This is a genomic window from Ensifer sp. ENS03 (assembly GCF_014852035.1).
GTDB lineage: Bacteria > Pseudomonadota > Alphaproteobacteria > Rhizobiales > Rhizobiaceae > Ensifer > Ensifer adhaerens.
On record NZ_JACVAV010000007.1, the window covers coordinates 110,626 to 136,980 of the forward strand.

The 26,355-nt window shown below is 60.7% G+C and carries 27 protein-coding genes and 7 tRNA genes; 19 read left to right on the forward strand and 15 right to left on the reverse strand.

Annotated features, from left to right (window positions below; translation table 11 throughout):
* Nucleotides 1–104: 104 nt before the first annotated feature.
* The 7 genes from IB263_RS22715 to pcsA all read right to left on the reverse strand — a co-directional run bounded on the left by IB263_RS22715 (nt 105) and on the right by pcsA (nt 7,557).
* On the reverse strand, nt 105–884 hold the full coding sequence (locus IB263_RS22715) for a FadR/GntR family transcriptional regulator (RefSeq protein ID WP_051659212.1): 780 nt from the start codon (nt 882–884) through the stop codon (nt 105–107).
* A gap of 219 nt (nt 885–1,103) precedes the next feature.
* The gene (locus tag IB263_RS22720) at nt 1,104–2,174 is read right to left on the reverse strand and encodes a BMP family ABC transporter substrate-binding protein (protein WP_034791380.1); all 1,071 of its coding nucleotides are present in this window, start codon (nt 2,172–2,174) and stop codon (nt 1,104–1,106) included.
* 49 nt (nt 2,175–2,223) lie between these two features.
* Nucleotides 2,224–3,144: an ABC transporter permease gene (locus IB263_RS22725; protein WP_043620304.1), complete on the reverse strand. Its 921-nt coding sequence runs from the start codon at nt 3,142–3,144 to the stop codon at nt 2,224–2,226.
* Nucleotides 3,144–4,238: an ABC transporter permease gene (locus IB263_RS22730; protein ID WP_192439040.1), complete on the reverse strand. Its 1,095-nt coding sequence runs from the start codon at nt 4,236–4,238 to the stop codon at nt 3,144–3,146. The genes IB263_RS22725 and IB263_RS22730 overlap by 1 nt, the downstream gene beginning before the upstream one ends.
* Entirely contained in the window at nt 4,228–5,802 is a 1,575-nt protein-coding gene (locus IB263_RS22735) for an ABC transporter ATP-binding protein (RefSeq protein ID WP_192439041.1), read from the reverse strand. The genes IB263_RS22730 and IB263_RS22735 overlap by 11 nt, the downstream gene beginning before the upstream one ends.
* 48 nt (nt 5,803–5,850) lie before the next feature.
* Nucleotides 5,851–6,822, reverse strand: a complete 972-nt coding sequence (locus IB263_RS22740; RefSeq protein WP_060517050.1) for a quinone oxidoreductase — start codon at nt 6,820–6,822, stop codon at nt 5,851–5,853.
* 9 nt (nt 6,823–6,831) lie between these two features.
* Complete coding sequence (gene pcsA / locus IB263_RS22745; RefSeq protein ID WP_034790952.1) at nt 6,832–7,557, reverse strand: phosphatidylcholine synthase; 726 nt, start codon at nt 7,555–7,557, stop codon at nt 6,832–6,834.
* Nucleotides 7,558–7,830: 273 nt separating this feature from the next.
* Between pcsA and IB263_RS22750 the strand changes: the two genes are divergently transcribed.
* Nucleotides 7,831–9,042 carry a UbiH/UbiF family hydroxylase gene (locus IB263_RS22750; RefSeq protein WP_192439042.1) on the forward strand — a complete coding sequence of 404 codons (1,212 nt, stop codon included), beginning with the start codon at nt 7,831–7,833 and terminating at the stop codon, nt 9,040–9,042.
* Here IB263_RS22750 and IB263_RS22755 read toward each other — a convergent pair.
* Nucleotides 9,010–9,972, reverse strand: a complete 963-nt coding sequence (locus tag IB263_RS22755; protein ID WP_060517046.1) for an AEC family transporter — start codon at nt 9,970–9,972, stop codon at nt 9,010–9,012. The two genes, IB263_RS22750 and IB263_RS22755, sit on opposite strands and share 33 nt — an antisense overlap.
* Before the next feature lie 116 nt (nt 9,973–10,088).
* Entirely contained in the window at nt 10,089–10,835 is a 747-nt protein-coding gene (locus IB263_RS22760; protein WP_060517043.1) for a cytochrome c biogenesis CcdA family protein, read from the reverse strand.
* A gap of 191 nt (nt 10,836–11,026) precedes the next feature.
* Here IB263_RS22760 and IB263_RS22765 point away from each other — a divergent pair.
* The 3 genes from IB263_RS22765 (at nt 11,027) to IB263_RS22775 (ending at nt 11,999) form a co-directional block, all read left to right on the forward strand.
* Nucleotides 11,027–11,102 (forward strand) — tRNA-Lys (locus tag IB263_RS22765).
* Nucleotides 11,103–11,325: 223 nt separating this feature from the next.
* Nucleotides 11,326–11,580: a YMGG-like glycine zipper-containing protein gene (locus IB263_RS22770; protein ID WP_192439043.1), complete on the forward strand. Its 255-nt coding sequence runs from the start codon at nt 11,326–11,328 to the stop codon at nt 11,578–11,580.
* A gap of 155 nt (nt 11,581–11,735) precedes the next feature.
* Nucleotides 11,736–11,999, forward strand: coding sequence for a hypothetical protein (locus IB263_RS22775; protein WP_043623603.1), 264 nt, complete (start codon nt 11,736–11,738; stop codon nt 11,997–11,999).
* Nucleotides 12,000–12,216: 217 nt separating this feature from the next.
* Here IB263_RS22775 and IB263_RS22780 read toward each other — a convergent pair whose 3' ends face one another.
* Nucleotides 12,217–13,197 carry a GlxA family transcriptional regulator gene (locus IB263_RS22780; protein WP_060517404.1) on the reverse strand — a complete coding sequence of 327 codons (981 nt, stop codon included), beginning with the start codon at nt 13,195–13,197 and terminating at the stop codon, nt 12,217–12,219.
* On the opposite strand from IB263_RS22780, the gene IB263_RS22785 reads away from it, so the two are divergent.
* The 4 genes from IB263_RS22785 (at nt 13,127) to IB263_RS22800 (ending at nt 16,040) form a co-directional block, all read left to right on the forward strand.
* The gene (locus tag IB263_RS22785; protein WP_162250998.1) at nt 13,127–13,393 is read left to right on the forward strand and encodes a hypothetical protein; all 267 of its coding nucleotides are present in this window, start codon (nt 13,127–13,129) and stop codon (nt 13,391–13,393) included. The genes IB263_RS22780 and IB263_RS22785 overlap by 71 nt on opposite strands.
* 192 nt (nt 13,394–13,585) lie before the next feature.
* Entirely contained in the window at nt 13,586–14,290 is a 705-nt protein-coding gene (locus IB263_RS22790; RefSeq protein ID WP_192439044.1) for an FkbM family methyltransferase, read from the forward strand.
* Between the two features lie 64 nt (nt 14,291–14,354).
* Nucleotides 14,355–15,104, forward strand: coding sequence for an FkbM family methyltransferase (locus IB263_RS22795; protein ID WP_192439045.1), 750 nt, complete (start codon nt 14,355–14,357; stop codon nt 15,102–15,104).
* 75 nt (nt 15,105–15,179) lie between these two features.
* Nucleotides 15,180–16,040: a glycosyltransferase family 2 protein gene (locus tag IB263_RS22800; protein ID WP_112771647.1), complete on the forward strand. Its 861-nt coding sequence runs from the start codon at nt 15,180–15,182 to the stop codon at nt 16,038–16,040.
* 222 nt (nt 16,041–16,262) lie between these two features.
* Here IB263_RS22800 and IB263_RS22805 read toward each other — a convergent pair.
* Nucleotides 16,263–16,339, reverse strand: a tRNA-Arg gene (locus IB263_RS22805).
* A gap of 37 nt (nt 16,340–16,376) precedes the next feature.
* Entirely contained in the window at nt 16,377–16,682 is a 306-nt protein-coding gene (locus IB263_RS22810; RefSeq protein WP_034791376.1) for an ETC complex I subunit, read from the reverse strand.
* Between the two features lie 225 nt (nt 16,683–16,907).
* Between IB263_RS22810 and IB263_RS22815 the strand changes: the two genes are divergently transcribed.
* The 3 genes from IB263_RS22815 (at nt 16,908) to IB263_RS22825 (ending at nt 19,531) form a co-directional block, all read left to right on the forward strand.
* A tRNA-Pro gene (locus IB263_RS22815) sits at nt 16,908–16,984 on the forward strand.
* A gap of 235 nt (nt 16,985–17,219) precedes the next feature.
* Nucleotides 17,220–18,401 carry a GGDEF domain-containing protein gene (locus tag IB263_RS22820; protein WP_192439046.1) on the forward strand — a complete coding sequence of 394 codons (1,182 nt, stop codon included), beginning with the start codon at nt 17,220–17,222 and terminating at the stop codon, nt 18,399–18,401.
* A gap of 500 nt (nt 18,402–18,901) precedes the next feature.
* On the forward strand, nt 18,902–19,531 hold the full coding sequence (locus IB263_RS22825; RefSeq protein ID WP_192439047.1) for a DUF1062 domain-containing protein: 630 nt from the start codon (nt 18,902–18,904) through the stop codon (nt 19,529–19,531).
* 65 nt (nt 19,532–19,596) lie between these two features.
* Here IB263_RS22825 and IB263_RS22830 read toward each other — a convergent pair whose 3' ends face one another.
* The 3 genes from IB263_RS22830 to IB263_RS22840 all read right to left on the reverse strand — a co-directional run bounded on the left by IB263_RS22830 (nt 19,597) and on the right by IB263_RS22840 (nt 21,477).
* Nucleotides 19,597–20,250 carry an outer membrane protein gene (locus tag IB263_RS22830; RefSeq protein ID WP_192439120.1) on the reverse strand — a complete coding sequence of 218 codons (654 nt, stop codon included), beginning with the start codon at nt 20,248–20,250 and terminating at the stop codon, nt 19,597–19,599.
* Between the two features lie 163 nt (nt 20,251–20,413).
* On the reverse strand, nt 20,414–20,899 hold the full coding sequence (locus IB263_RS22835) for a DUF192 domain-containing protein (protein WP_034790906.1): 486 nt from the start codon (nt 20,897–20,899) through the stop codon (nt 20,414–20,416).
* Nucleotides 20,899–21,477 (reverse strand): cold-shock protein, encoded by a 579-nt coding sequence (locus IB263_RS22840; RefSeq protein ID WP_034790903.1) that lies wholly within the window; start codon nt 21,475–21,477, stop codon nt 20,899–20,901. Before IB263_RS22840 ends, IB263_RS22835 begins: the two co-directional genes overlap by 1 nt.
* A gap of 196 nt (nt 21,478–21,673) precedes the next feature.
* On the opposite strand from IB263_RS22840, the gene IB263_RS22845 reads away from it, so the two are divergent.
* From IB263_RS22845 to IB263_RS22880, 8 genes are all read left to right on the forward strand, one after another.
* On the forward strand, nt 21,674–22,114 hold the full coding sequence (locus IB263_RS22845; RefSeq protein WP_034790901.1) for a VOC family protein: 441 nt from the start codon (nt 21,674–21,676) through the stop codon (nt 22,112–22,114).
* Between the two features lie 398 nt (nt 22,115–22,512).
* On the forward strand, nt 22,513–23,856 hold the full coding sequence (locus IB263_RS22850) for a YcbK family protein (protein ID WP_192439048.1): 1,344 nt from the start codon (nt 22,513–22,515) through the stop codon (nt 23,854–23,856).
* Nucleotides 23,857–23,992: 136 nt separating this feature from the next.
* Nucleotides 23,993–24,067 (forward strand) — tRNA-Glu (locus IB263_RS22855).
* 199 nt (nt 24,068–24,266) lie between these two features.
* Nucleotides 24,267–24,341: transfer RNA gene (locus IB263_RS22860), tRNA-Glu, on the forward strand.
* Between the two features lie 199 nt (nt 24,342–24,540).
* Nucleotides 24,541–24,615 (forward strand) — tRNA-Glu (locus tag IB263_RS22865).
* Nucleotides 24,616–24,753: 138 nt separating this feature from the next.
* Nucleotides 24,754–24,828, forward strand: a tRNA-Glu gene (locus IB263_RS22870).
* Nucleotides 24,829–25,207: 379 nt separating this feature from the next.
* Nucleotides 25,208–25,543, forward strand: a complete 336-nt coding sequence (locus IB263_RS22875; RefSeq protein ID WP_127889031.1) for a hypothetical protein — start codon at nt 25,208–25,210, stop codon at nt 25,541–25,543.
* A 14-nt stretch (nt 25,544–25,557) separates the two neighbouring features.
* On the forward strand, nt 25,558–26,337 hold the full coding sequence (locus IB263_RS22880; protein ID WP_192439049.1) for a hypothetical protein: 780 nt from the start codon (nt 25,558–25,560) through the stop codon (nt 26,335–26,337).
* Nucleotides 26,338–26,355: the final 18 nt, after the last annotated feature.

Consider the following 26,355-nt stretch of genomic DNA (forward strand, 5'->3'; position numbering starts at 1 on the left):
CAGCGCGCGATCCGAGCAAGCACAAGCAATGAAATCGCTGCAATCTTCTGAACATTGGAAGGGCCGAGCGCTGTTTTGTTGAACAATCTCGACCGGCGGCAGCCTCAACTGCGACTTTGCAGCGCGCTGCGAACGCGCTCGCGCCCGATCTTGATCACGTTTTCCATGGCAAGCCGTGCGCCGACCTCGTCACGCCTGCCGATCTCCTCAACGATACGGATGTGGTTGCGGGCAACCTCGTCTATGCCGCCCTTTTCGGCGACCGGAGAGCTCAGCTTGAAGACACCGACCAGCGCCGCTTCGATCAGCCCGCCGACCGTGCGCATGAATGGGTTGCCGGAGGCCTCGGCGACAGCCAGGTGGAACTTCAGGTCGGCGCTTGCGAGGCTCTCGGCGCTATGCCCCTCCTCGCCCATCGCAACCGCGAGCCGCATCATGCGGCTGATTTCGGCCTCAGACGCGTTTCGCGCCGCAAGTGCTGCCGCATGCGGCTCGAAGGCCAGGCGCACTTCGCTGAGGTGATAGAGGAAGTCCTCGTCGACACCGCATTCGAAGTGCCAGGTCAGGATGTCGTTGTCGAACAGGTTCCAGTCGTTGCGCGGCGTCACGCGGGTGCCGATGCGGGCACGCGGCACGACCAGCCCCTTGGCGGCCAGCGTCTTCATGGCTTCGCGCAGAACAGTTCGGGATACCTTGAAGCGTGCCGCAAGTTCCGGATCACCCGGAAGAATGGAGCCGACCGGAAATTCGCCGGATATGATTGCCTTGCCGAGTTGATCGACAACATGTGCGTGGCTCGTGCGCTTGCGCGAGCCGGACACGACGGTTTCCAGCAAACTCCTGTTCAATCCATCTCCTCCAGGCACTCCCCTGCCTGATTTCATACGGCGCGACGCGCCACAAGGCCTTCGTGCGGAGCACGCGGGGCACCCCTAAACCTGCGCAAATGAATGTAGTTTGAACAGTCGATTCCGGAAAGCCCCAGGGTGGCCGCAAAACCGTAAACCGCGCACCGCCGAACGATGAAACAACCCTTACGCGTTTTCCAAACGACAAACCCCGCCGAAATGGCGGGGTTTGCATTCTGTTTCGTAGGCTCTTGCTTACTTCGGCAGCTGATCGTCGACGCCTTCGACGTAGAAGTTCATGCCAAGCAGCGTGCCGTCGTCAGACGTCGCCCCTGCAGCAAGCCACTCGCTGCCGTCCTGCTTCTTCAGCGGGCCGGTGAAGGGCTTCAGTTCGCCCGACTTGATCTTGGCTTCGGCGTCCTCGGCGAGCTTCTTCACGTCGTCAGGCATGTTGGTGTAGGGCGCCATCGTCAAGATGCCGTCCTTCAGGCCGTCCCAGCTCGACGTCGTTTCCCACTTGCCATCGAGGAAGGCCTGCGTGCGCTTGATGTAGTAGGCGCCCCAGGTATCGACGATCGCCGTCAGCTGCGTTTCCGGGCCGGCCTTGATCATGTCGGAGGCCTGGCCGAAGGCCTTGATGCCGCGTTCGGCGGCAACCTGCATCGGTGCCGTCGTGTCGGTGTGCTGCGTCAGGATATCGACGCCCTGGTCGACCAATGCCTTGGCAGCATCGGCTTCCTTGCCGGGGTCGAACCAGGTGTTTGCCCATACGACCTTGATCTTGAAGTCCGGGTTGACCGAGCGCGCGCCGATGATGAAGGAGTTGATGCCCATCACAACTTCCGGGATCGGGAAGGAGGCGATGTAGCCGGCGACGCCCTTTTGCGACATCTTGGCGGCGATCACGCCCTGGATGTAGCGGCCTTCATAGAAGCGGCTGTTGTAGGTCGCGACGTTCGGCGCGGTCTTGTAGCCGGTCGCATGCTCGAACTTCACGTCCGGGAACTTCTGCGCGATCTTGATCGTCGCGTCCATGAAGCCGAAGGATGTCGTGAAGATCAGGCCGCAGCCCGAGCGTGCGAGACGCTCGATCGCGCGCTCGGCATCCGGGCCTTCCGGCACGCTTTCGAGATACTGCGTCTCGATCTTGTCGCCGAGCGCCTTTTCCAGCTCCTGGCGGCCGATGTCGTGCGCCTGGGTCCAGCCGCCGTCGGTCTTGGCACCGACGTAGACGAAGCAGACCTTGGCCTTCTCCTGGGCGCTTGCACCGGTGGCAAAGCCGATCGCTGCCGCGGAGCTTGCGAGAACGAGCAGTAGTTTTTTCATTTTCTTGACCTCTGTCGGTTTGAGAAACGTCAGTATGAAATGCTTGCAATCATCGGTCCGGCACAAACGGTTTGCCGAGCGATGCCGGCGTATTGATCAGGGTCATGCGCCGGTTATGCGAAATGAGAATGAGGACGACGATCGTCGCGACATAGGGGAGCGACGAAAGGAGCTGCGAGGGAATGCCGAGGCCGAAGGCCTGCGCATGCAACTGGCTGATCGATACGGCACCGAAGAGATAGCCACCGGCCACCAGCCGCCAGGGGCGCCAGGACGAAAAGACCACCAGCGCCAGTGCGATCCAGCCGCGACCGGCCGACATGTTTTCCACCCATTGCGGCGTGTAGACGAGCGACAGCTGCGCGCCGGCAAGCCCGGCACAGGCGCCGCCGAACATCACGGCGAGATAGCGGGTGCGAATGACGTTGACGCCAAGCGCGTGCGCGGAGGCGTGGCTATCGCCGACGGCGCGAAGCTTGAGGCCAGCACGGCTCTTGAACAGGAACCAATGCACGCCCGCGACGATCGCGATCGAAAGATAGAAAATGATATCCTGCCGAAAGAGCAGCGGCCCGATATAGGGGATATCCGCGAGAAGCGGTATCGCGATCGGCTGCAGCTTGACGCCCTGCATGCCGAGGAAACTCTCGCCCATCATGCCGGAGACGCCGATGCCGAGCAGGGTCAAAGCCAGGCCCGTCGCCACCTGGTTTGCCACCAGGCTCAGCGTGAGGAAGGCAAAGAGCTGCGAGAACAGTGCGCCGCAGGCGATGCCGGCAAGCATGCCCAGATAGGGCGAACCGGTAATCTGGGTAATCGCGAAGGCGGAGACCGCCCCCATGATCATCATGCCCTCGACGCCGAGGTTCAGCACGCCGGACCGTTCGGTCACCAGTTCGCCGATCGCGGCCAACACCAGGGGCGTTGCGGCAGTGATGACGCTCAGAAGAATCGCTTCGACGATACCCATCAGCGGCTCCCTTCGCTATTGGTCGCGGTCAATCGGTCGAAGACCAGCTTGATGCGATAGTGGATGAGCGTGTCACAGGAGAGCACGAAGAAGAGCAGGAGACCCTGGAAGACGCGCGTCACCTTCTCGGAAACGCCGATCGACAGCTGCGCCGCCTCACCGCCGAGATAGGTGAGCGCCAGCACCAGGCCGGCGGCGACGATGCCAAGCGGATTGAGGCGGCCAAGGAACGCAACGATGATGGCGGTGAAGCCGTAGCCGGGCGAGATGACCGGGCGCAGCTGCTGGATCGCGCCACTGACTTCGGAGATGCCGGCCAGACCGGCAAAGGCGCCCGAAAGCAGCATTGAGAACCAGATCATCTTGCGCGAGGAGAAACCGGCAAAGCGCCCTGCCCGCTCCGATTGGCCAAGCACGGAAATCTCGAAGCCCTTCAGCGTGTAACGCATCATGAACCAGACGAGGATCGCGGCAATGATGGCGAAGGCGAAGCCCCAGTGGGTGCGCCCGGAAGCAAGCATTTCCGGCAGGATCGCATCGACGGCGAAGGTGCGCGTCTCCGGAAAATTCATGCCGCCCGGATTGCGCCAGGGTCCACGCACCAGCCAGTCGAGAAAGAGCTGGGCGACATAGACCAGCATCAGGCTCGTCAGGATCTCGTTGGTGTTCATATGCGCCTTTAGGAAGGCGGGGATGGCGGCAAACAGCGCACCACCGAGCATGCCCATCAGCATCATTAGCGGCAGCACCAGCGGCGACTGCCAGTCATAAAAGACCACCGGCAGGATCGAGCCGGCAATCGCGCCAATGATGAACTGGCCCTCGGCGCCGATGTTCCAGTTGTTGGAGCGGAAACAGACCGAAAGCCCGACGGCAATCAGGATCAGGGGCGCTGCCTTGATTGCCAGCTCGTGCAGCGACCAGACCTCGCTCAAGGGCTCGACGAAAAAGCTGTAGAGCGCCATGACCGGATTCTTGCCGAGAAGCGCAAACATGATGCCGCCGAAGACGATCGTCAGCAGGAAGGCGATGAACGGCGACAGGATCGAAAACAGCGTCGAGACCTTGGCGCGCTTTTCCAGTTCAATGCGCATGTGCGGCCTCCGTGCCTTCCGTCTTGCCGTACATGCCGCCCATCAGCAGGCCGATCTTTTCGCGCGAAAGCTCTTTTGCCGGATAGGGATCGGATAGCTTTCCGTCGCTGATGACGGCGATCTCCGTCGCCACTTCGAAGATTTCGTCGAGGTCCTGGCTGATGACGAGCACGGCAGAGCCGGCCTTGGCGAGGTCGACGAGCGCCTGGCGGATGCGGCTCGCAGCACCCGCATCGACGCCCCAGGTGGGCTGATTGACGACGAGCACGCTCGGCTGACGGTCGAGCTCACGCCCGACGATGAACTTCTGCAGGTTGCCGCCGGAAAGCGAGCCGGCCGGCGGATCCTCACCACTCTTGCGCACGTCCATCGCCTCGGAGATGCGCTTCGTGGCGCTCGTCACCGCATCGCGACGGATGATCTTGAGGAAGCCGCCGCCGAGAAACGCCTTGGCGTCCGAACGGCTGCGGGCAAGCACGAGATTGTCCGAAAGCGGCAACGCCGATACCGCGGCATGGCCGTGGCGCTCCTCGGGAACGAAGCCCGCGCCCATCAGGCGGCGCGCATTGATGTTGCGGTTGCCGACCGGCTTCTGGCGGATCTGCACCGCATTATCGTCGGCAACCGGGTACTCGCCCGAGAGCGCATCGAACAGTTCGCCCTGGCCGTTGCCGGCAACACCGGCAATCGCCAGCACCTCGCCGGCATGCACCTTGAGACAGATGTTCTTCAGCGAAACGGCAAAGGGTGTGCGAGCCGGCACGGTCAAGTGCCGCGCTTCCAGATGCACCTGGCCCTTGGCGCTGGTGCCTTCGGCCGTCACCGCCGCGACGTCACCGCCAACCATCATGCGCGCCAGCGACGACGGGGTCTCCGTCTTCGGATCACAGGCGCCCGTTACCTTGCCGTGACGCAACACCGTGGCGCGGTCGCAGATGCGCTGCACCTCTTCGAGCCGGTGGCTGATATAGAGAACCGAGCGCCCCTCCGCCTTCAACTTGTAGAGCGTTTCGAACAGGCGGTCGGCTTCCTGCGGCGTCAACACCGAGGTCGGCTCGTCGAGGATGATGAGGCGCGGGTTCTGCAAGAGCGCGCGCACGATCTCGATGCGCTGGCGCTCGCCGACCGAGAGATCCGCCACATGCGCCTTGGGGTCGAGCGGAAGGCCGTACGCATGCGACAGGCGCGACGCCTCTTCCGCTACCCTCGCCAGCGAGATGTTCGCATCCATGGAAAGCGCGATGTTCTCGGCGACCGTCAGCGCCTCGAACAGCGAAAAATGCTGGAAAACCATACCGATTCCGAGCTTGCGCGCAGCCGCGGGATTGGCGATGCGCACGCTCTGGCCCTGCCAGAGGATCTCGCCTGCCGTCGGCGCCAATACGCCGAACAGCATCTTCACCAGGGTCGATTTTCCGGCGCCGTTTTCGCCGAGAAGGGCGTGAATTTCGCCCGGTTCAATCTGCAGGTTGATCCCATTGCAGGCCGCGAAGCTGCCAAACAATTTCGTCAGGTTGCTCACAGCCAATAGATGACCGTTCGCCGCTACTCCCTCAACAGGCACGCTGCCCTCTTTCCCCTCTGTTGATCCGCGTCCGCCTTAAGGCTTCGATCACGGAATCAGCAGTGTTGTTCCACTTGTTTTTCTTGTCTCGAGATCCGTATGCGCTCGCCCCGCATCGGCCAGCGGATAAGTCTGATTTATATTGATACGCACTTTGTTGCTTTGCACAATATCAAACAGGGAATTTGCACACGCTTCCAGCGCAGGCCGCGTGGCAACATAACCAAAGAGTGTCGGGCGTGTCGCAAAAAGCGATCCCTTCTGCGCCAGGATGCCGATGCTAAAAGCCTCCACCGGTCCGGACGAATTGCCGAAGCTGACCCAGAGGCCGCGCGGCTTGATGCAATCCAGCGACGCCGGATAAGTGTCGCGCCCGACGGAATCGTAGACGACATCAACGCCCCGGCCGTCGGTCAATTCCTTGACCCGCGCGACGAAATTGTCGGTGCGGTAGTTGATCACGTGGTCGTAGCCATGCGCCAGCGCCAGATCGATCTTGTCCTGCGAGCCCGCTGTGCCAATAACGGTCGCGCCAAGCGCCTTCGCCCATTGGCCGGCAATCAGCCCGACGCCGCCGGCTGCAGCATGGAAGAGAATCGTCGTGCCCGGACCGACCTGATAGGTCTGGTTGAGCAAGTATTGTGCCGTCATGCCTTTCAGCATCATCGCAGCCGCAGTCTCGAGGCTGATGCCGTCGGGCACCTTCACCAACTGCGCAGCATCGACGTTGCGCTCGCTCGCATAGGCACCATCGGCCGAGGCATAGGCGACGCGATCACCGACGGAAAACAGGCTGACTCCGTCGCCAACCGCAGTGACGATGCCGGCACCTTCCTTGCCCGGCACGAAGGGCAAAGCCGATTTGTAGAGGCCGGTGCGGAAGTAGACGTCAATGAAATTGAGGCCGACGGCCACCTGCCGGATCTGTACCTCACCCGGCCCCGGCGGCGAGAGTGTCACGCCTTCGAGCTTCAGGACCTCTGGTCCTCCGAGTTCGCGTACCACAATCGCCTGTGCCATTGCCTGCTCCTATTTCCGGCCGAGACTTGGGAAAATCTGCAGCACGAAGCCAATCACGTAGAGATAGATGCCTGTGACGACGAAGCCGGTCACGACCCATGCCGGCGTCGCAAAATGCAGGAGCAGCGCATAGATGCCGAGCGCCGACCACAAGAGGAAGATGCCGAGGTTCAGCGGTCGCAAGCGCTGGACGCGAACCGGATGAAGGAAGTTGATCGGCAGGAAGGTCAAGACCACCGACACGAAAACGACGATCGACGCGGTCAGCTCGCTCGCCTGAATGACGAACAATGTGAAGACGACCATGTTCCAGACGACGGGGAAACCGGAGAAAAAGTATTCGTCCGTCTTCATGCCCATATCGGCATAGTAGATCGCGCTCGAAACCACGATCGCGCCGGCCGCCACGAAGGACCAGGGCTCGCCGATCATGCCGCTCTGGTAAAGCGCAAAGGCAGGCAACAGCACATAGGTCACATAGTCGATGACGTTGTCGAGCGTATCGCCCGACCAGTTGGGCAGCACTTCCTTGACGCGCACCTTGCGGGCGATCGGCCCGTCGATGCCGTCGACGAGCAGCGCCAGCCCCAGCCACCAGAACATGTCGACGAAGCGATGCTCGGCCGCAGCCACGACACCCAGGAAGGCGAGAAACGACCCCGAGGCGGTCAAGATATGCACGGAAAAGGCGCGAATCTCGGCGTAGGGAACTCGTCTATAGTTAAAGAACTTCATCTGCGGACGCCGCCCACCCCTGCTGTTTTCCCCGTGCGGGCCTTGACCCGCCTCGACCGCTGTGCGGCGCGTTGCCCGTAATATGCACCCTTTGCAACGCATCGCCACTAAAATTCAAGTATTACAGCCTCCCCTCGCCCCATTGTCCTGTGGACACCTGCAAATTGCTTCTGCGCTGATTCTACCCATTTATTTCGCATGCGCCGGCGACTAGAGGTATGATCGAGGCTGGGCCAAGACGCCTCACAGCTTGCGCGAAAGGGCTTTTGCATCATGGACCACTTCGACATCGCCATTATCGGTGCGGGCCTTGCCGGATCGCTTGCGGCCATCGCGCTTGCCGATGCGGGCTACCGCGTGGCCTTGATCGGACCGGAGCCGGCGGTTGCCGACGGACGCACCACCGCGCTGATGGACCAATCGATCGAGTATCTGAAGACGCTCAACCTTTGGGAAAAGGTCGAGCCGCTGACGGCTCCGCTTTCGACCATGCGTATCCTCGACGGCACCAACCGGTTGCTGCGGGCGCCACCGGTCAACTTCCGTGCCTCGGAAGTCGGGCTCGACGCCTTCGGCTACAATATCCCCAATGCGCCCTTCATCGATATTCTCTGCCACCGCGCCGAAGAGAGCCCGACGCTGACACGCATCACCACGTCGGCGATCGGCTTTGAACTTTCGGACGCTGTCGCAACGATCGAGCTTGCAAACGGCAGGCAATGCAGCGCCTATCTCATCGTCGGCGCCGATGGTCGTCGGTCGCCGGTGCGCGAAGCCGCGAAGATCTCCGTCAGCACCTGGTCCTATCCGCAGACGGCGGTCGTCTTGAACTTTGCGCACGAGCTGCCGCACCAGAACATCTCGACCGAATTCCACACCGAAAGCGGTCCCTTCACGCAAGTGCCCCTGCCGGGCAACCGCTCCAGCCTGGTCTGGGTCCGCAAACCCGAGGATGCCGCACAAACGCTGACGCTGGATCTCGCGGCACTCTCCCGCGCCGTCGAAGACCGGATGCAATCAATCCTCGGCAAGGTAACCGTCGAGGGCACGCCGCAATCCTTCCCGCTCTCGGGCATGACCGCCCAGCGCTTCGGCAAGGGCCGCGCCGTGCTTCTTGGCGAAGCAGCGCACGCCTTCCCGCCGATCGGCGCTCAGGGGCTCAACCTTAGCCTTCGCGATGTGATGACGCTCGTCGATATCATCGGTGTATCCAGCGGCGAGCCGCTTGCCGGCGATATCGGTGACCGCTTCGACAGCCGCCGCCGGCCGGACATCATCAGCCGCACCGCAAGTGTGGATCTGCTCAACCGCTCGCTGCTCTCCGGCTTCCTGCCGGTGCAGGCGCTGCGCGCGCTGGGGCTGCACGTGCTTTCCGCGGTTGGGCCGCTCCGCAGCCTGCTGATGCGCGAAGGCGTGCACCCCGGCAGCGCGCTCAACGCCTTCAAGGAAGGCTTAAGGGAAAAGATCGGGCGGAAGAGCGCCTGAACGGATCAGGTAAAGCAGGCCGGTCACCGTTGCGACCGACAGTGTCGTCGTGATGAGGATCGTCGCCGAGGCTCGCTCCTGCCACACACCATATTGATGGCCGATAACGAAGACGTTCGTCGCCGTCGGAAGGGCTGCGAGCAGTACCGCCGTCTGCACCCAGACCGGATCATAATTCCCCGTCAGGCTCATAGCCGTGAACATCACGAGCGGGTGCAAGAGCAGCTTCGCCGGGACGATGTAGCCGATCTCGACGGGAATGCGCTTGATTGGGCGCAGCGCCAGCGTCACCCCCATGGCAAAGAGCGCGCAGGGCGCCGCACACTGGGCGAGATAATCGATCAGCCGCTGAACCGGAACTGGCGGCTGCACGGCGAAAAAGGCGGCGACCACACCGGCAAGTGTGGCCAGGATGAACGGGTGCAGAATGATCTTGCGCGCGACGCTGGCTGCAAGCGCCAGCGGCTTTTCCTGCCGGCCGCCTGATATCGCCATCATCGCCGGTGCGACCGCGAAATGCGCGGCGTTTTCGAAGCTGAAGATCAGCGCCACCGGTACGGCAGCGGCATCGCCCAACGCCAGGAGCGCAAGGCCAGGCCCCATGTAGCCGATATTGCCATAAGCAGCGCCAAAACCCTGGATCGTCGCCTCGGCAATGGAGTTTCGCCTGACATAAACCCCGATGAGGAAGATCAGCGAAAAGACGATGTAGGTCGCCCCGACGGTGGTCAGGATGAAGTCGGCACGCGCCAGCTGTTCAATCGGCGTGCGCGAGACGAGCTTGAAGAACAGCGCCGGCAGCGCGAGGTAGATGATGAAGGTGTTCAGCCACCCCATCGCCTCGCCCGGATGGTGGACGAAGCGCGCCGTCAGATAGCCGAGGAAGATCAGGCCGAAGAACGGCAGCACCAGGCCCGCGATTTCCGTCATCTTGTCCCTCGCATCCTTCACCTTCCCGCGCCGACGCCCGCACGCCTAGCGCACGAACCGGCCTGACGATTAGGCCGGTTAAGCCGAAAAGTGATTCTAAAATACGAGGGTATGCCCTAGCCGATTTTCATCAGGATCGGGAAGGTCGTCTGGAACCAGATGGCGACGGAACTGATGAAGCCGAAGAGAAAAGCCAGGCCCGCCAGCACCAGAAGGCCGCCCATCAGCTTTTCGATCAGACCGAGATGGCGACGGAAGCGGAGGAGGAAGCGCATGAAAGAGCCGGAAAACGCAGCCGCGATCCAGAACGGCACGGCAAGGCCCAGTGAATAGATCGCCAGCAGCATTGCGCCGTCGGACACGGTGTCACGTGCGGCAGCAACGCCGAGGATCGTGCCGAGTACCGGGCCGATGCAGGGCGTCCAGCCGAAGGCAAAGGCAAGACCCATGATGTAGGCGCCTGAGAGCGTCGCCGGCTTGCCGCCGCCCTGGAATCGCGCTTCCCGCGCGAGCAGCCCGATCTTGAACACGCCAAGGAAATGCAGGCCCATGATGATTATGATCACGCCGCCGACGCGCGACAGCAGGTCCATATGCTGCCGAAGCAGCATGCCGATCGACGAGGCCCCCGCCCCGAGCGCCACGAAGACGGTGGCAAAACCGAGCGTGAACAACAGGGCTGCCGGCAAGACAGCGCGTCTCGTGCTGCCGATGGTCGCCGCATCACCGCTGCGGAACTGATCGACCGAGACGCCCGCCATATAGCAGAGATAGGGCGGTACGAGCGGCAGAACGCAGGGAGAAAGGAACGAAAGGGCGCCGGCAAGGACGGCGGTCCAGATGGAAATATCGGCGATCGACAACGGCAAGAACTCCGGCACGCGGCATTTGGGCCATTCCTTAGCCGCAGGATCATGATGATACCAATCACCTTTTGGCGATCATTGCGCCATGCACCGTTTCTTCGCAAAACCCGCAATTTTTCGGTTGACCGGGGGGAAACACGCGTGCATATGTCCGGCCACTTCCGCCGGGCTTCACCGCCGCGGCCAGGGAGCGCGTAGCTCAGCCGGTAGAGCAACTGACTTTTAATCAGTAGGTCCAGGGTTCGAATCCCTGCGCGCTCACCACGCAAACCCCATCGAAATCAATCGCTTGCTGGTGTCCTTGGACATCAAAATGCATCGCCATGCGAGCCCATCCTCTACACTTTTTGGAGCGAACCCCGCCGTATCTTCGCCTGTTGCATTCCGTGCTATCGACAATTCGACGCGTTGAGTAGATGCTGAGGCTCACGCTGAGGATGCAAGGCGGTGAACTGCCCAGTTTGGTATCGAGCAAAGGGGTGAAGGCATGAGAAAGCTTATCATTGCGGTTTTGATGATTGGTACGCTTGCTTCCTGCACGCAGACCGAGAAAGGCACGGCGATCGGCGCCGGCACCGGTGCGATCATTGGTGGCGCGGTCAGCGACAGCTGGGGCGGCGCGGCAATCGGCGCGGTCGCCGGTGGCGTTATCGGCAACCTGATCGGACGCTCCCAGGAGCGCCAGGGCTATTGCATCTATCGCGACCGCTATGGCCGCCGCTACGAAGCCCGCTGCCGGTAACAGCAAGACCATTCGCCAAGGTGACAGGCGCATCCCCGGTCCAAACCTTCGTGGAGGCCGGCGAATGCGCCTGTGTGCCCGGCTGAAGCTGCGAGCAATATCGTCGAGGCCGAACATGGCAGGACGTCCTCAAGCAAGCGTGTTACACTTCAGACATGACTGACGAAGAACAGAACTACGAGTTTTCGGAATTTTCCGGCCAATTCAGTGACGATGGCGTCGTCGTGGAATTGCGGATCTACCGGGAGGCGGGCACGAATCGCGACTGGACCCTCGAGGTCATCGACGAGGAAGGCTTCTCTACGACATGGGAGGAGCCCTTCCCGACCGACAGGGAAGCTTTCGAGGAGTTTATCGCCACGGTCCAGCGCGACGGCATCCAAGCCTTTACCGACGAGCCGCCACAAACGGTTCATTAGGGCATAATGACCCCGCGACTGCGCCCGGCCGGATGCGGCCCGGCGACGCCGGGCGTGCGGAACGACGTCGCACTCCATGCATGATGGGGACGCATCAGCGGGTGCCGTCTGCGCGGTTGCCTCAAAACACGCGAACAATCCGGATCGGCTATGCCGTGAGCAATTCGCGGGCCCCTCACCCCGGCCTTCCCAATAGTCGCGTGCCTGACGGCGCTGCCTATGCTTCCGCTCCTCTGCGGGCCAGTCGCATCTTCAGCGGGCTCATTCCATACTCGCGGCTATAGGCGCGCGAAAATGCAGACAGGCTGTCGAAACCGCATCGAAGGGCAATCTCGCGGATCGGGCTAGCGGAGTCGCGCACCAGCCGATGGGCGAACTGAAGACGCAGGCGTAGGTAATAGGCGCCGGGACTCGTCGATAGTCCGCGCGCAAACAGCAACTCCAGCTTGCGCTGCGAGATCGACAGCCGCTTCGTCAACGCGGCGATCGTCAAGGGACGCTCCAGGGTGCGTTCCATCAGGCGGATGGCCTCGGCGAGCTTCGGGTCGCGCGTCTCGATCCTCCCGAGCGAAACATAGGGCTGCACGTCGGCTGCACTATGCGTCTGGTCGTAGACGAAGATGCTGGCGACATCGAGCGCCAGTGCAGACCCTAGCCGCTGGGTGATCCAATGCAGCATCATGTCGAAGGTCGGCGAAGCGCCGCCCGAGGTCCAGAACTTGCCGTCGATGACGAACCGGTCGCCAAGCACCGTCAACTCCGGAAAGGCCTGGCTGAAATCCTCAAGCTCCTCCCAATGCGCTGTCGCCTTGCGGCCATTGAGCAGACCGCTGCGGCCGAGCAGCCAGCAGCCCGATTCGATGCCGGCGACGATATCGAAATGGCGCGAGCACTCCTGCAATGCACCGATGAATTTCTTGCCGGCGTGACGATCAAGGTTGAAGCCGCCGATCACCAGCAGCGCGTCGCCGGCAAGCGGCGGGCGAAGTGTGCCCTCGACCGCAATCGGCACGCCGCAGGTCAGGGCTACCGGCTTGCCATCGGCCGAGAGCAGCCGCCAACGAAACACCTCGCGCCCCGAGATACGGTTTGCGGCGCGCATCGGGTCCAGCACTGAGGCAAGCGACATGATCGACGACTCCGGCAGGATAACGACGGAAACTTCGATCACAGATTGTAGACGTCCATCGGAAGGCATGCGGGAAATGTCAAATTTCAAGCGGGAAATGTCAATTCCAATGCTGCCTTTCGGGCATTATCAGACCGTATCGATCTCCCTACGCGCGGCGCTGCAGCCCCGCGCAGAGACGTTCCCCTTTCCGCCTTTTGCCGGAACGGGCCGGTCGGAAACCATCCGCCGGCCCGTTTTTTTATGTGATTTTGCGGAATCGTAGCGCCACTGCCCCGACGTCCAGCGCCTCGGCAGGTCGACGAAGGGACGCGTTGCTCGGGAGGAAACGGCGTTACACCTGCAGTTCAAGCTGTGCGCCTGCCGGACTTCGACGCTCGCCGGATCCGCGTTTCAACCGCTTGCGCTAACAAAACATATAAGCCATTAAGCATGTCCGCAACTGAGGGAGACTATGATGCTGGGCGCGATGAAGAACTTCGTAAAAGCGACAAAGCTCATCGGCCGCATTCCAAAGATCGAGCAGAAACTCGACCTGCTTCTTTGGGAGACTCCGGATATCCCGCGCGACTTCTTCCCGAAGTTCGTCGAAAGCGCGAGGCAGATGGGCTGGTTGGAGAGTGCAAAACAGCACAAGCCGATGACCGCCGACGGAGAACCATGCCCCTGGTACACCTACCCGATGTTGCATTTTCTCGGCACCCGGCAACTGGCTGACTTACGCGTTTTCGAGTATGGCAGCGGCAACTCCACACTTTGGTGGAGCCGCAAGGCGAAGTCGGTGGTCAGCGTCGAACATGACCGCGACTGGTTCGAGCTGATCTCCAAGCAATCGCCGGCCAATGTAACTTACAACTATCGCGAATTGGTAGAGGGGGGCGACTACTCCACCGAGGTGACACGCCACCAGGACACCGCGTTCGACGTTGTTGTCATAGACGGCCGCGATCGCGTGAATTGTGCCAAGGCGACGATGAACCTGAAGCAGAGGCCGTCCGCAATCATCTGGGACAACAGCGAACGCGAGAGGTACCAGGAGGGATACGACCTGCTGATCAACACCGGCTATCGCCGCCTCGACTTCGACGGCTTCGGACCGGTGAACGGCCGGCCATGGCGGACGTCCGTGTTCTACATGCCGGACAACTGCCTCAAAATCTAAGCCAGTACGACATCAACTTGGCCAGGCGTTTCGTCTGGAGAAAATTGCAATTGCCGAGGGGACTATGACCAAGGGAAAGCTGTTCAATCGGGTGCTTCGCTCAGCCGCCTCGATGCTAACGCGACAAGGTTTCCATGTTTCCGAGGAGCGTTACTCTGCTGCGTACCTGAAGCGCTACGGGTTCGATATCAATACATTCATCGACGTTGGCGTTTATCAAGGCAGCCCGGTGTTCTACGAACTGTTCAAGGACAAAAAGTTCGTCCTGATCGATCCGCAGCCAGATACGATGGAGAAGGCCGCAGACAGCGTAAAGGGCCTGAATTTTGACTACATTCCATCGGGCGCAGGCTCTGCCAAGGGCGTAGCAACCCTTTCCCTGGAAGGCCCCTCCTCAAGCCTGATGAAACGCAGGGACTGGAAGCGGCAGCCGGAAAAGACGGTCGAGATACAGATTTATCCCCTCGACGAACTTCTGGTAAACAAGGGCTACAAGGGCCCATTCGGATTGAAGGTGGACACCGAAGGCTTTGACCTTGATGTTCTCAAGGGAGCCGAGAAAACGCTTCGGGAGACGCAATTCGTCTTCACAGAGGCAAGCCTTCGTCGCCGGTTTGAAGGTAGCTATCGGTTTTCGGAACTTGTCGCATACATGGCAGAGCAAGGCTTCGAAGTCGCCGATGTCATCCCCCATCGATCGCACAATCGCCTTGTCGACGTGCTCTTCGTGCGCTCAGACAGCTCATATCTGGAGCCGAATGCCGTTCCTGTCCGCATGGTTGGTTCGTCGGGCAAAACAAACAATCAGAGTTAGCCTTCATCCGGAAACATGCCGGCGATGACGGGACTGCCGCTGAACCAGCACAGATCGCAATAGGAACAGGCATCGATGCGCGTAACACTTGCGATATGTTGCTACAACGCCGAAGAGACGATCGAGCGGACGCTCTTATCCGCCAGGCAACTGGACTGGGATGACCTGGAGATCCTGGTCTGTGACGACGTCTCCACCGATCGCTCCGCTGCCATCGTGCAGACCGTCAGCCAGCAGGATTCGCGGGTAAGACTGGTTAGCCATAGTAACAACAAGGGCAACGCTGGCGCGCGCAATACGCTCGCACGCGAAGCAACCGGCGAAATCCTGGCGTTCCTCGATTCGGACGACGAAAATGCACCAGAGCGTTTGAAGGTCCAGGTCGCAAAGCTGCTTGCGGCGGAAGAACGGCATGCGGCTCCTATCTCGGTCTATTGCAGGAGGCGCGTGATCTCCGACGGCAAGACGAGGAGCCTCAGCGCCATGGGCACCGCGCAGCCAGTGGGTGGCGACGCGGTCGCGCTCCATCTCCTCTGCGACGATCCTCTGCCCGGCGACGGAAGGGTCGGTACCTGCACCATGCTCACCCGCGTGTCGACCTTGCGCAAGTTCGCCTTCGATGAGGATTTCCGCAGGGCCGTCGATCGCGAATGGGCTGTTCGCTTTGCCTTGGAAGGCGGACTGATCGTTGGTTGCGAAGAAAGCCTGGTCACGCAACATCTCAGTCTCACGGACGCAAAGCGGGCTCGACAGAACGATGCACGACGTCAAGTGGTGCAGAAATTCCGGTCCTACCTGCAAGGAAAGCGCTCGTATCTCTACGCACTGACGATCCATCGTCCGGGCCGCATGTTCACCAAGGGCCACAGGCTCTTGTTCAAGCCTGTTACCGCGCTTCTTTCCTGCTTCCGGAAACGAGCGCGTAGCTTTCCTTGAGTGGTGCGGCGCGAACCGCCGGACTTATCCGCCGCGTGGTGGCGTACCGGAGATCTGCCGCTCACGGCGGACGAACAAATCTACCGGGAGACAACGGGCCAGCGACAGTGCCGTTTCGCGGATGAGAGATCACCAGGCCGACGCATTCGGCTATCGGCAATAGGAAGCTGTAAACGAGCTTCTTTCGAATTCCCAAAAAAGCTTCTAAGTTCTTGAAATTATTGGCGACCCCTGCAGGATTCGAACCTGCGACAACCTGCTTAGAAGGCAGGTGCTCTATCCAACTGAGCTAAGGGGCCGTCCCGGGCTGTGCCCGTCGAATGCGGCTGAAGGACCTTAGTGGGTCCAGGGCTGCATCCGGTTGAAACGGAAGTTGTCCGGATAGGACACGCTCTTGCGGGTCGCTTCCTTCGGCGCGATGACGCGGTATTCGATGCCGTTTCGCTCGGCGTATGCGATCGCCTGCTCGGCGTTTTCGAAGGTCAGCCGCAGCTGCTGCTTCATGTCGCCGGAGCTTGTGTAGCCCATGATCGGGTCGATGGTGCGCGGCTTTTCCTGATCGAACTCCAGCACCCACAGATTCGTCTTGGCCTTGCCAGACTGCATGGCGGTCTTTGCTGGACGATAGATCTTTGCGGACATGGTTTCGAACGGCTCCATACTTTCGCTGGCAACATTCACGGGCGCCAGCATTCCGTCTTCCCATAACGCAGAATGATTTAAAACGGAATGACTTTTGGCCGGATAAATTTGGCTTTCAGTCGGAGATGAGCGAACTTTTGGGTTTGTCCCAGTCTAAGATGAGGCATTGGGAAATTTTGCTGTTGCAGCCCTGCTGCGAAGCGTGTATCTCCGGCGCCGTTGGCACGGAGTGTAGCGCAGTCTGGTAGCGCATCTGGTTTGGGACCAGAGGGTCGGGAGTTCGAATCTCTCCACTCCGACCATTCATTGAGGCGGAAGCGTCATTCTCCTTTTTTTCAATCTGTTCGTGATCGCAGATCTGCAGGCTAACATCGCCGTAGATCACTCGATTGCGTTGGCAAACGATCGAATCGTCCCGAGTTGGGACAAGAATGCCTATTTGTCATACGAATTTAGGAATCGCTAAATCCATTGTGGATAGAGCGAACCGGCGCGCTTTCGTGCCCTGCGCGCCCCCAAGCCCGCCCGAGCGATCCAATGACTGCCCAACTCGACCTTGCCACCGTTCTGTTGCTTCACAAGTCGTCTTTCCTGATCGGCTTCTTCTGCTTCCTCTATGCGCGCTGGCAATCGCCGCGGGACGAAGGGCTTGGTATCCTGGCGAGCGGCTTCCTCTTCCTGGCGCTCGCCTCGACGCTCGCGGGCTATGGCGAGCAAAAGCTGTTGCCGCCCACTCTGTGGAGGCTTTCCAGCTTCACGCTCGGGATCGGCGGATATGCCCTGTTCTGGATCGGCGTGCGCCGCCTCAGCGGCGGCCGGCGCCGTCTGGCGGACTGGCTGGCGCTACTTGTGCCGCTTGCCGGCGCGCTCATCGGTCTCGCCACGGATTTCCATGTCGTCAACGTCGTCAGGGCCAGCGTCTTCAACGCCGCCGCCTTTCTTTTCCTCGCGGCTTCGGCTGTCGCCGTCATCGCCGATCGCTCGAAGGAGCCGCTGCCGGCGCGCGCCATGCTGGCGGCCGCCATGGCCGTCGGGGCCTGCCTTTGCCTCGCGGTGGTCATTGGCCTCCTCAAGCCCGGCATCGTGCCGATCACCACGACCTACGCCTTCTTTCTCTCGATCATCTGCCACTTCGCCATCGCGCTCTTCGCCCTCGTGCTCGTCAAGGAGCGGGCGGAAGCAGAGCTTCGCCGGTCTGCCGATACCGATGCGCTGACCGGCGTCGGCAACCGGCGCTGGTTTCTGGCGCAACTGCCTCAGGCGAGCTGGCAGGGCGATTGCCTCCTCGTCATGGACCTGGACCATTTCAAGCGTATCAACGACCGCTACGGTCATCATACGGGTGATCAGGTGCTCGTCGCCTTCGCCGATCTGGTCAGGAAGAACCTGCGCAGGGGCGACAGCTTCGCGCGTCTCGGAGGCGAGGAATTCGGGCTCTATCTCCCGCTGACAAGCGAGACACAGGCGTTTGCAATCGCCGAGACGCTGCGCCGCGCCGTGGAAGAGCTGCGGGTCGTGAGCAACGGGCAAAGCGTAGCTGTCAGCATCAGCATCGGGCTTGCCACCGCCAGCGGCGCGGAGCGTTCCTGGGAGGAATTGTTCAATAGGGCAGATGCCGCGCTCTACGCGGCCAAACGAGGCGGGCGTAACCGTGTCGCGTCCGATGCGGAGCTTACCGATTCGAAGCCGCTTGCGGCGAGCCTTCACCGCGCCGGCTAATCAGGCGATGCTTCGCCGCGGACCACCTTCAAAAAAGAGAAGCGGATCCAAGCATTTCCGATCCGCTTCAGATTGGAGGTGTAAGGCGTATTTTACCGCAATGCGCCGAATTCGCTTGTGGCCAAATTTCGCCTAGGGCGCCATCGCACGCCACCTTGGCGCGAGCCTGTGGCATCGTTGCACTTTTCGCCATCCGCCCAAGCGTGTAGGACGTTCAGGCAGCCACGATTGCGCTGTCTCTCCTGGAGTTTCGCTTTGCCTTTGTAAAATCCGGTCTCGCTAGTTTCACCCCGTACGCCCGATAGCACTCCAGCTGTCGGATTGAATTTTCATGCGTTCGTTGAGGTGGCGGTTCGAGACCGGAATGGCATTGCCGATCTCAAGCCCGACGTAACTTCGTCAGGCGGAACCATCACGTCCAACAGCTGCCAGGCCGCGTCCCCGGAACGGGTACTCAAACCGTCGTCTCGATGGACTTCCAATTGGAAGAACCAGACGACATGTCTCATACATTGACGGTCCAGTGGACCATCAAACCCCAATCCGCCCCCCGCCCCTGGCTTGTCTGCAGCCGCTGCGGCGGCCACCGCCCCTTCGTATGCAGCGGCAAGACACGGTTAAACGCCAACGGGCGGCGGCTCGACGCCTGGCTGATCTATCGCTGCGCCGTCTGCGAAGACACCTGGAACCGCCCGATCTTCGAGCGGCGGAGTGTCGCCAGCGTCGCCCCGGATGCGCTCGCAGCGCTTCAAAGCAACGATCCCGTCTGGGTCCGCCAGGCGGCGTTCGACATCGAAGGTCTTCGCCAATGCACGGACCGGATCGAGGATTTGGCCGATTCTAACGTGGAACGGCACGTATTGGGTGGTGGTGCTGGTTGCGCACGACTTGAGATTGTCCTTGTCGTGCGCCAGGCAAGCAGCCTGCGCGTCGACCGCCTGCTATCGGCGGAACTCGCGCTTTCACGCGCCAGACTGAGCAAGCTCGAAACCAAAGGGCGACTCACGCTTCTGCCCGAGTCGCGGAAGGCCCTGCACCGCCCGATCAGAGACGGCAGCCGCATCGTCCTCGATCTTACGGCGGAAGATGACCGTACCGAGATTGCCCGGCGTGCCCGCGGCGGCCCGTAGTTGAAAGGATACCGCGGAGCGTCCGGCAGCATGCCGGCGCGCTCCGCGATGCCAATGGTTGCTGGTCAGAACTTTACGCCGACACCAACGGTGAACTGGTGCTGGTCGAGATCGACATTGACGCCGCCGAAGTCCTTGTCGCCGTAGTCGTTGTAGCGGTACTCGGCGCGGCCGAAGACGCTGTCGGTGAACGAATAGTCGACACCGGCACCGATCGTCCAACCGTTGAAGGTTTCCTTTTCCTTCGATGCGCCGGGCACATCGACGAAGCCGCGGGTCACCGCCCAGCCGCCGGCGCCATAGAGCAGCGCCTTGTCATTCAGCAGGTAGCCGACCCGGCCGCGTATTGCGCCGGAAACGTCGGTACCACCTTCGGTCGAGGTTCCGCCGACGTCGAACGTCTTGTCGTTCCAATTGTAGTTGACGTCACCCTCGATGCCGTAAACCCAATCGCCCTGCTGAAAGTTGAAACCGGCAAAGGCGCCGAGCAATCCGCCATTGAAGTCTTCTGAAGCGCTGCTGCCGGGCGCACTGAAATCGCCATTGAGCCACCCGCCGCCGCCCTGGAGGCCGACATAACCGCCGGTCCAGACGAATCCTGGAGATGGCTGCGCGACCGGTGCCGGCGGCTGGCTCAGATCGGCTGCCAAGTCCGCTGCCATCGCTGTTTGCGCAACGGCGCAGGCCGCTACCATTGCAACAAGCACACTCCGGATCATCACGGCTGCCTCCTGTTGTCGCCAGAAGAATATTAGCAACTCGTTAACGCGCAGTCTGCCCGAAAGGCTCCATGATCTCAACCATGAAACCCGTGGGGTTCAGACACATAATTTAGGAAATGATCGGGCAAGGACAAGGCGGGCCGCGAAGTGGCCCGGGCGTCTACGGCTTCGAAGACGGCATGCGGGCACCTTCCAGCCGGTCTCCGGGCCGGATATTCAGCCGCTTGACCGCGCCGGCATTGAGCTCAAGCACGAAAGCCACCGGTTCTTTCGAATCAATGATCGCTTCCGAAAAAGGCACGGCGCCTTCATGGATCGTGCGCACAACGCCCTTGTTGTCGATGAACAGCATATCGAGCGACAAATGGGTGTTCTTCATCCACATCATCACGCGGCGTGTCTCGCCAAAATCGAACAGCATGCCGTGATCCGGCGCCATGGAGGTACGAAACATCAGGCCCTGCTCACGCTGGGCCGGATCGAGGGCCAGTTCGACCGTCAGTTCGTGCACAGCCTTGTCCGCGGTGACCAGGCGCATCTTGTCCGTTGTGAACTGAACGTCGGCGAAAGACGATACCGTCAGGGCAAGCAACAAAAAAAGCGCCAGGAAGGCGCTTTTTCCGACAAGGTTTCGCGCCGCGACCATCAGTGCGCCCGGCTCGTCGGCGACGGTCCATCCGGATGTATCTCAGCGGCCATCAGGCCCTTTTCGCCATCGCCGAACCGGACGAGCACCACCTGGCCTGGCCGCAGTTCCGTCAGGCCGAAACGCCTGAGCGTTTCCATATGGACGAAGATATCTTCGGTTCCCTCGCCGCGGGTCAGGAAGCCGAAGCCCTTGGTGCGGTTAAACCACTTGACGAGAACGCGCTCAAGGCCGCTGGTCGGCGTTACCTGCACGTGGGTTCGGACCGGCGGCAGCTGCGACGGATGCACCGCCGTGGACTGGTCCATCGATAGGATACGGAACGCCTGGTAACCGCGGTCCCGCTTCTGGATGAGAGCAACGACCCGCGCACCCTCAAGAACCGTCTGGTAGCCGTCGCGGCGCAGGCAGGTCACGTGCACCAGCACATCCTGCATGCCGTTGTCGGGAACGATGAAGCCGAAGCCCTTGGCGACGTCGAACCACTTGATCACGCCGGTGATTTCGATGAGGTCGAGAGCGTCGCTGCCAAAGTCGTCACCATGCATGACGTCTTTTGAAGATGTCCTATCCGCCATTCTCTCCCAGCCCCTCGTTTACGCGCGACTACCGATACGGTTAACTGATTCTTATTGACCAGAATAACATCGTCCCGCCGCGGATACGCAAGACCCTCGGCATATTTTGGCCGAGAACTAATATGGGGACGCAGCCTTGCCTCTGGCTTGCTGACGGACCAGTATACGCCATCTTCTGCAAAACAGGGACATTGCAATGCGCTATCTGCACACGATGGTTCGCGTCAAGAATCTGGACGAGGCCTTGAACTTCTACGGCAAGATTTTCGGCCTGACGGAGATCCGCCGCTACGAAAATGAAAAGGGCCGGTTCACGCTGGTGTTTCTGGCCGCTCCTGGCGACATCGATCGCGCCCGCGGCGAACTCTCTCCCTGCCTCGAGCTCACCTACAACTGGGATACGGAAGATTATACGGGCGGGCGCAACTTCGGGCACCTCGCCTACGAAGTCGACGACATCTACGGTTTCTGCCAGCACCTGATGGAGAACGGCGTGACCATCAACCGGCCGCCGCGCGACGGCCACATGGCGTTCGTGCGCTCTCCCGACGGCATTTCGATCGAGATCCTACAGAAAGGCGAAAACCGGCCGCCGCAGGAACCTTGGGCGTCGATGGCCAATACGGGCGTCTGGTAAGCTCCGCACAATTCTCGCGAACGAAGATGGCCCCGTGCTGTCGGTGAAATCCGGCGGGCATGGCCGAGCCGTCGATCAGCAGCAGCTATGAATGATCCAGGGCCCGGTCTATCCGGGCCTTTGCATGTTGGAAACATGCGGGCTCAAGGTTAGCGCCGGTTTACAAATCGCGTATCGTTGAGTACTTTTTCGCGCGAAACGTTGATGCCGGGTCCTATCCGCGATGTCTCGTGGCGGCGACCCCCTTTTGTACTTGGCCTGATCTTTTCCCGTGGCGCTCATTCCGATCGCCGCGAGAAGCATGAGTTTGTTTGTTCTGAGCGATGTTTCGGAACTGAGACTTAATGCATGACAAGGCGAGGCTTCGTCGGTCATGCACGGAGAGCGGGGATAGGACGTTGCAACATCCGGACACGAAGGGCGCGGTGCTCGTCACCATAGCGCGGGCGGCAGCGTTATCCGTATCGCTGCTGGCCTTGAGCGGCTGCATGTCGGCGGTCGGGGAAAACGATGCCGCGACCGCGCTGAAGGCCGAGGGGCAGGCAGCCCCTGTGCAAACCGCCGAATCGGAGGCCACAGTCCAGGATGGACAGGTGGTCGCGCTCGGCAGCAATCCGCAGGCGCAACAGGCAGCCGGCAACGCCACAGTTCCCCACGATGGCGGACAGCCGCAATCGCTGACGATGCAGGGCACCGGCCTGCGCGCCGCCTCCTCCAGCATCTATGGCCAGGCACCTGCCGCACAGGCAACGACGACCGTCCAGCCGCAGACGACGGGAACTGTTCCGCTCCCCGCCGGCCAGCCCGGCATGAACGCAACCAACAACAGTCTTTTCAGCGGCACCCAGCGACAGCCGCTGCCGGTAATAGCGCCGCAACAGGGCGCCGCCAACACGGCCACTGACGTCGTGACGGACGCCGCTGTCGCCGCCTATGCTCCCTCTCCCGCGCAGGACGCCACCCTTCCTGTTGCCGTTCCGGTGCCGCTGAGCGCCGAGGCTGCCGCCAGCGGCCAGACCTCGTCAACGCCACAGGCGGTGGCCAATGCCGACGCTACACCAGCAGCGACCGAGGTCGCCGCCGCGCAGCAGGCAGCACCAGAAGCCACGCCAGCAGACGATAACAAGGACACGTCCAAAACCTGGACGCTCGCGGCCCTTTTTGCCGGCAAGCGCAAGGAGAAGCCGCAGCAGGCGGCACTTCGCTCGGCTCCGCCGGCGGAAAAAAAGACGATTACCACCAGCAATGCGAGCCAGCCGCAAACGGCCTCCCTCGCCTACACGCTTCCGGGCGTCAAACTGAACTCGCTCTACAACTACGAGCACGAAGAGCACCTCGGCGATGACGACGACGGCGCACCGGTTCAGGTCGCCTCGCTCTCGGGGCTCGCTCGACTGGCGCCGAGCGGGCTCATTCTGCAGACCGAGAAAGTCGATGCCGGCTGTTTCAAGCCCGAGCTCATGCAGATGCTGAAGAAGGTGGAAACGCATTACGGCAAGCAGGTCATGGTGACCTCGGGCCTCAGGCCGATCAAGGTCAACCGCGCCAAGCAATCGCTGCATACACGCTGCGAGGCGGCTGACATTCAGGTTCAGGGCGTCAGCAAGTGGGATCTCGCCGAATTCCTGCGTAGCGTCCCCGGCCGCGGCGGCGTCGGCACCTATTGCCACACGGAGTCGGTCCATATCGATATCGGCGCACAGCGGGACTGGAACTGGCGCTGCCGGCGCGCCAAGGGCTGAAGGCAAGCATTTGTTTCCATGGAGGATTCGACGAGAAGCCTCCTTTGCTTCCGGCCTGTGGAATTTTTACAGAAATATGAAAATTGCCGCTTGCGGTTCTGAAATCCTCTGGCTATAAGGCGCCCACACAGCGAGTGCGCCCTTCGTCTATCGGTTAGGACACCAGATTTTCATTCTGGGAAGAGGGGTTCGACTCCCCTAGGGCGTGCCACTGTGTTGATCTCCTTCTCCCGAAAAATCGACGTTTTCAGCATCTGAAGCAGCAACTCGCTGCGTCGCACGCATCTCCGATTCCTGCTCTTCGGCCGCCGAATTTTTCTCACCGATTTTAACAGGGAAAGCACAAAAAAACTGAGATTGGCGCTTGCGGTATCCAGAGTCGCTGGCTATAAGGCGCCCACACAGCGAGTGCGCCCTTCGTCTATCGGTTAGGACACCAGATTTTCATTCTGGGAAGAGGGGTTCGACTCCCCTAGGGCGTGCCACTGTGTTGATCTTCTCCCCAAATGAAAATCGATTTTCTGTTGTTGGAACAGCGATTTACCGCGCGTTTCGACACCTAAATTTCCGCCTCGTGCCGCCATGAATCTTTCCTGGTATTTTGAACAGGAAAATCACAACATTCCTGAGATTGGCGCTTGCTCTATTCAGAGTCGCTGGCTATAAGGCGCCCACACAGCGAGTGCGCCCTTCGTCTATCGGTTAGGACACCAGATTTTCATTCTGGGAAGAGGGGTTCGACTCCCCTAGGGCGTGCCACTGTGTTGAACCTCCCCTACATCGAAAGCCTTGTTCCATCGGCTGACGGATCGCCTTCGATTCTTCTCGTCGTTTTCGTCGAACAGGACTAGGATAGCGCGTTGCGCAGCAACCGCTTGCGCTCAATCGAATAGAGATGCGCCCATCGTCTAGCGGTCAGGACGCCGCCCTCTCACGGCGGCAACACGGGTTCGATTCCCGTTGGGCGTGCCAAGGCCGGTTCGGCAAATTCCCGATTGCTATTGCTGGCGAATGCGGGTGCCCACACTGATGCGCGTCTCACGTAATTCCCAAGCGCATACTGGTGTTTCGCAGATATCCTTTGGAAGAGACAGCGACGTGAGCGGCAACAGGATCGTGGCCGGTTTCCGCACACCAGGGGTATGTGCGTAGCTTTCCAAAGCAGGGACTCCTGCAACGGCGCGGTCGCAGGGGCCGTTCTGTTGCATCGGTGGCGACTCGCGTTCTCGACCACGCGCGGCAGCCTTCACCGCCTGATTTCTGATGCGGCTACAGATGTCAAAACCCGGACTCGACGAAATATTGCAGTTCTGCTTTGAGTTTACAGCTCAACAGAATGAGGCGCACTCGGGTGTCGGAAAATCAGTTTGACGTCGTATTGGAGAGGCTGACGGATCAAGCAGTCGGCCGGCTTCTCAAGTCCGATACCTTCGATGCGTCGGCATTTGACGCTCTGGAAGACCATATCTGGCAAAAGGCAGAAGGACTGCAGAGCGAATACGCAATCTCTAAACAGATTCTGCTCAGCCTTCGATCTGCTGGCGACGCCATCCGAAGCCGTGCGAAATATCTTCCTGCTCTTCAGGAGCAACTTCAACGCGCCGACGATTTCGACCTGATTCTTGATCGTTTGATCGCTGGGGAAACACGCTCCGATCGCAAGTCGGGCGTTCCTCGAATCAGTTGAACGGGAATCTAGTTTTGTTTCGCGTCATTGCTGCCGCGCTCGCCGCAATCACAATTTCGTGCTGTCCCGGATCTCCTTTTGCGGCCCCAACCAACGCGGTTTCTGGCGAGCAAACGCTGACGCCTGCAGACTTGGTACCGAGTCCGGTGTTCAAGCTGGGGATGCCAATTGAAGAGTTAGAAACGTTGCTCGCGCGGGATTTCAAAGACTGGGAACGCTCCGAAACGACGCGAAGCCTGAACAATCGCAAAGACCCGAAGCTCCCAGCTTATGCCAAAGCACCCTATCTGCAGCGCATACACATTACCCGACTGGACCAGCAGCAGGGTTTCCGTCGTACCTACTCGCTCACACTGAATTCACCACTCAGCGGCAGTCGCCTCTACTCCGTGGTTTACAATGTTGAAGCCTTGCGACCGTTCAATGATCTCGGATCTTTGAGCGCTGTGGCTCAGTACCTAAGTGCCATGTGGGGCAGCGCCCATAGCGGCTCGCACAAGGGAGAGTTCGCACGCCTCAGCTATCTCTTTGATCGACAAGGAGAACTTGTTCGCGACGGCGATGCAAGTTGCGCCCCCCTTTATCCTGCCCTTGTCAGGCTGGACGAAAAGACGCCCGACGAGGTCGAAAGAGTTATCGCGATGATCGACGCAACGAACTGTGGCGGCAACAAGAGCGTGCATTTTCGCCTGCAAGCCGATGGCGACACCATCGTCGAAACGACGTTCTTCAACACCATCCTCGCTGTGAATCCTCGAGATGTTTTGAAGCGTGTGCGGTACGGTCAGCCATAACACGGCCCAGCGAAATAT

Excerpts from the sequence above, each read along its gene's own strand:
- IB263_RS22790 (WP_192439044.1), top strand. The coding sequence starts at position 13,586 with ATGCTGGGCGCGATGAAGAACTTCGTAAAAGCGACAAAGCTCATCGGC.
- IB263_RS22725 (WP_043620304.1), bottom strand. The coding sequence starts at position 3,144 with ATGGGTATCGTCGAAGCGATTCTTCTGAGCGTCATCACTGCCGCAACG.
- IB263_RS22800 (WP_112771647.1), top strand. The coding sequence starts at position 15,180 with ATGCGCGTAACACTTGCGATATGTTGCTACAACGCCGAAGAGACGATC.
- IB263_RS22835 (WP_034790906.1), bottom strand. The coding sequence starts at position 20,899 with ATGGTCGCGGCGCGAAACCTTGTCGGAAAAAGCGCCTTCCTGGCGCTT.
- IB263_RS22775 (WP_043623603.1), top strand. The coding sequence starts at position 11,736 with ATGACTGACGAAGAACAGAACTACGAGTTTTCGGAATTTTCCGGCCAA.
- IB263_RS22785 (WP_162250998.1), top strand. The coding sequence starts at position 13,127 with ATGATCGACGACTCCGGCAGGATAACGACGGAAACTTCGATCACAGAT.
- IB263_RS22755 (WP_060517046.1), bottom strand. The coding sequence starts at position 9,972 with ATGACGGAAATCGCGGGCCTGGTGCTGCCGTTCTTCGGCCTGATCTTC.
- IB263_RS22740 (WP_060517050.1), bottom strand. The coding sequence starts at position 6,822 with ATGGCACAGGCGATTGTGGTACGCGAACTCGGAGGACCAGAGGTCCTG.
- IB263_RS22830 (WP_192439120.1), bottom strand. The coding sequence starts at position 20,250 with ATGATCCGGAGTGTGCTTGTTGCAATGGTAGCGGCCTGCGCCGTTGCG.
- IB263_RS22825 (WP_192439047.1), top strand. The coding sequence starts at position 18,902 with ATGTCTCATACATTGACGGTCCAGTGGACCATCAAACCCCAATCCGCC.
- IB263_RS22730 (WP_192439040.1), bottom strand. The coding sequence starts at position 4,238 with ATGCGCATTGAACTGGAAAAGCGCGCCAAGGTCTCGACGCTGTTTTCG.
- IB263_RS22750 (WP_192439042.1), top strand. The coding sequence starts at position 7,831 with ATGGACCACTTCGACATCGCCATTATCGGTGCGGGCCTTGCCGGATCG.
- IB263_RS22820 (WP_192439046.1), top strand. The coding sequence starts at position 17,220 with ATGACTGCCCAACTCGACCTTGCCACCGTTCTGTTGCTTCACAAGTCG.
- IB263_RS22770 (WP_192439043.1), top strand. The coding sequence starts at position 11,326 with ATGAGAAAGCTTATCATTGCGGTTTTGATGATTGGTACGCTTGCTTCC.
- IB263_RS22840 (WP_034790903.1), bottom strand. The coding sequence starts at position 21,477 with ATGGCGGATAGGACATCTTCAAAAGACGTCATGCATGGTGACGACTTT.
- pcsA (WP_034790952.1), bottom strand. The coding sequence starts at position 7,557 with ATGAAGTTCTTTAACTATAGACGAGTTCCCTACGCCGAGATTCGCGCC.
- IB263_RS22715 (WP_051659212.1), bottom strand. The coding sequence starts at position 884 with ATGAAATCAGGCAGGGGAGTGCCTGGAGGAGATGGATTGAACAGGAGT.
- IB263_RS22780 (WP_060517404.1), bottom strand. The coding sequence starts at position 13,197 with ATGCCTTCCGATGGACGTCTACAATCTGTGATCGAAGTTTCCGTCGTT.
- IB263_RS22810 (WP_034791376.1), bottom strand. The coding sequence starts at position 16,682 with ATGTCCGCAAAGATCTATCGTCCAGCAAAGACCGCCATGCAGTCTGGC.
- IB263_RS22795 (WP_192439045.1), top strand. The coding sequence starts at position 14,355 with ATGACCAAGGGAAAGCTGTTCAATCGGGTGCTTCGCTCAGCCGCCTCG.
- IB263_RS22845 (WP_034790901.1), top strand. The coding sequence starts at position 21,674 with ATGCGCTATCTGCACACGATGGTTCGCGTCAAGAATCTGGACGAGGCC.
- IB263_RS22720 (WP_034791380.1), bottom strand. The coding sequence starts at position 2,174 with ATGAAAAAACTACTGCTCGTTCTCGCAAGCTCCGCGGCAGCGATCGGC.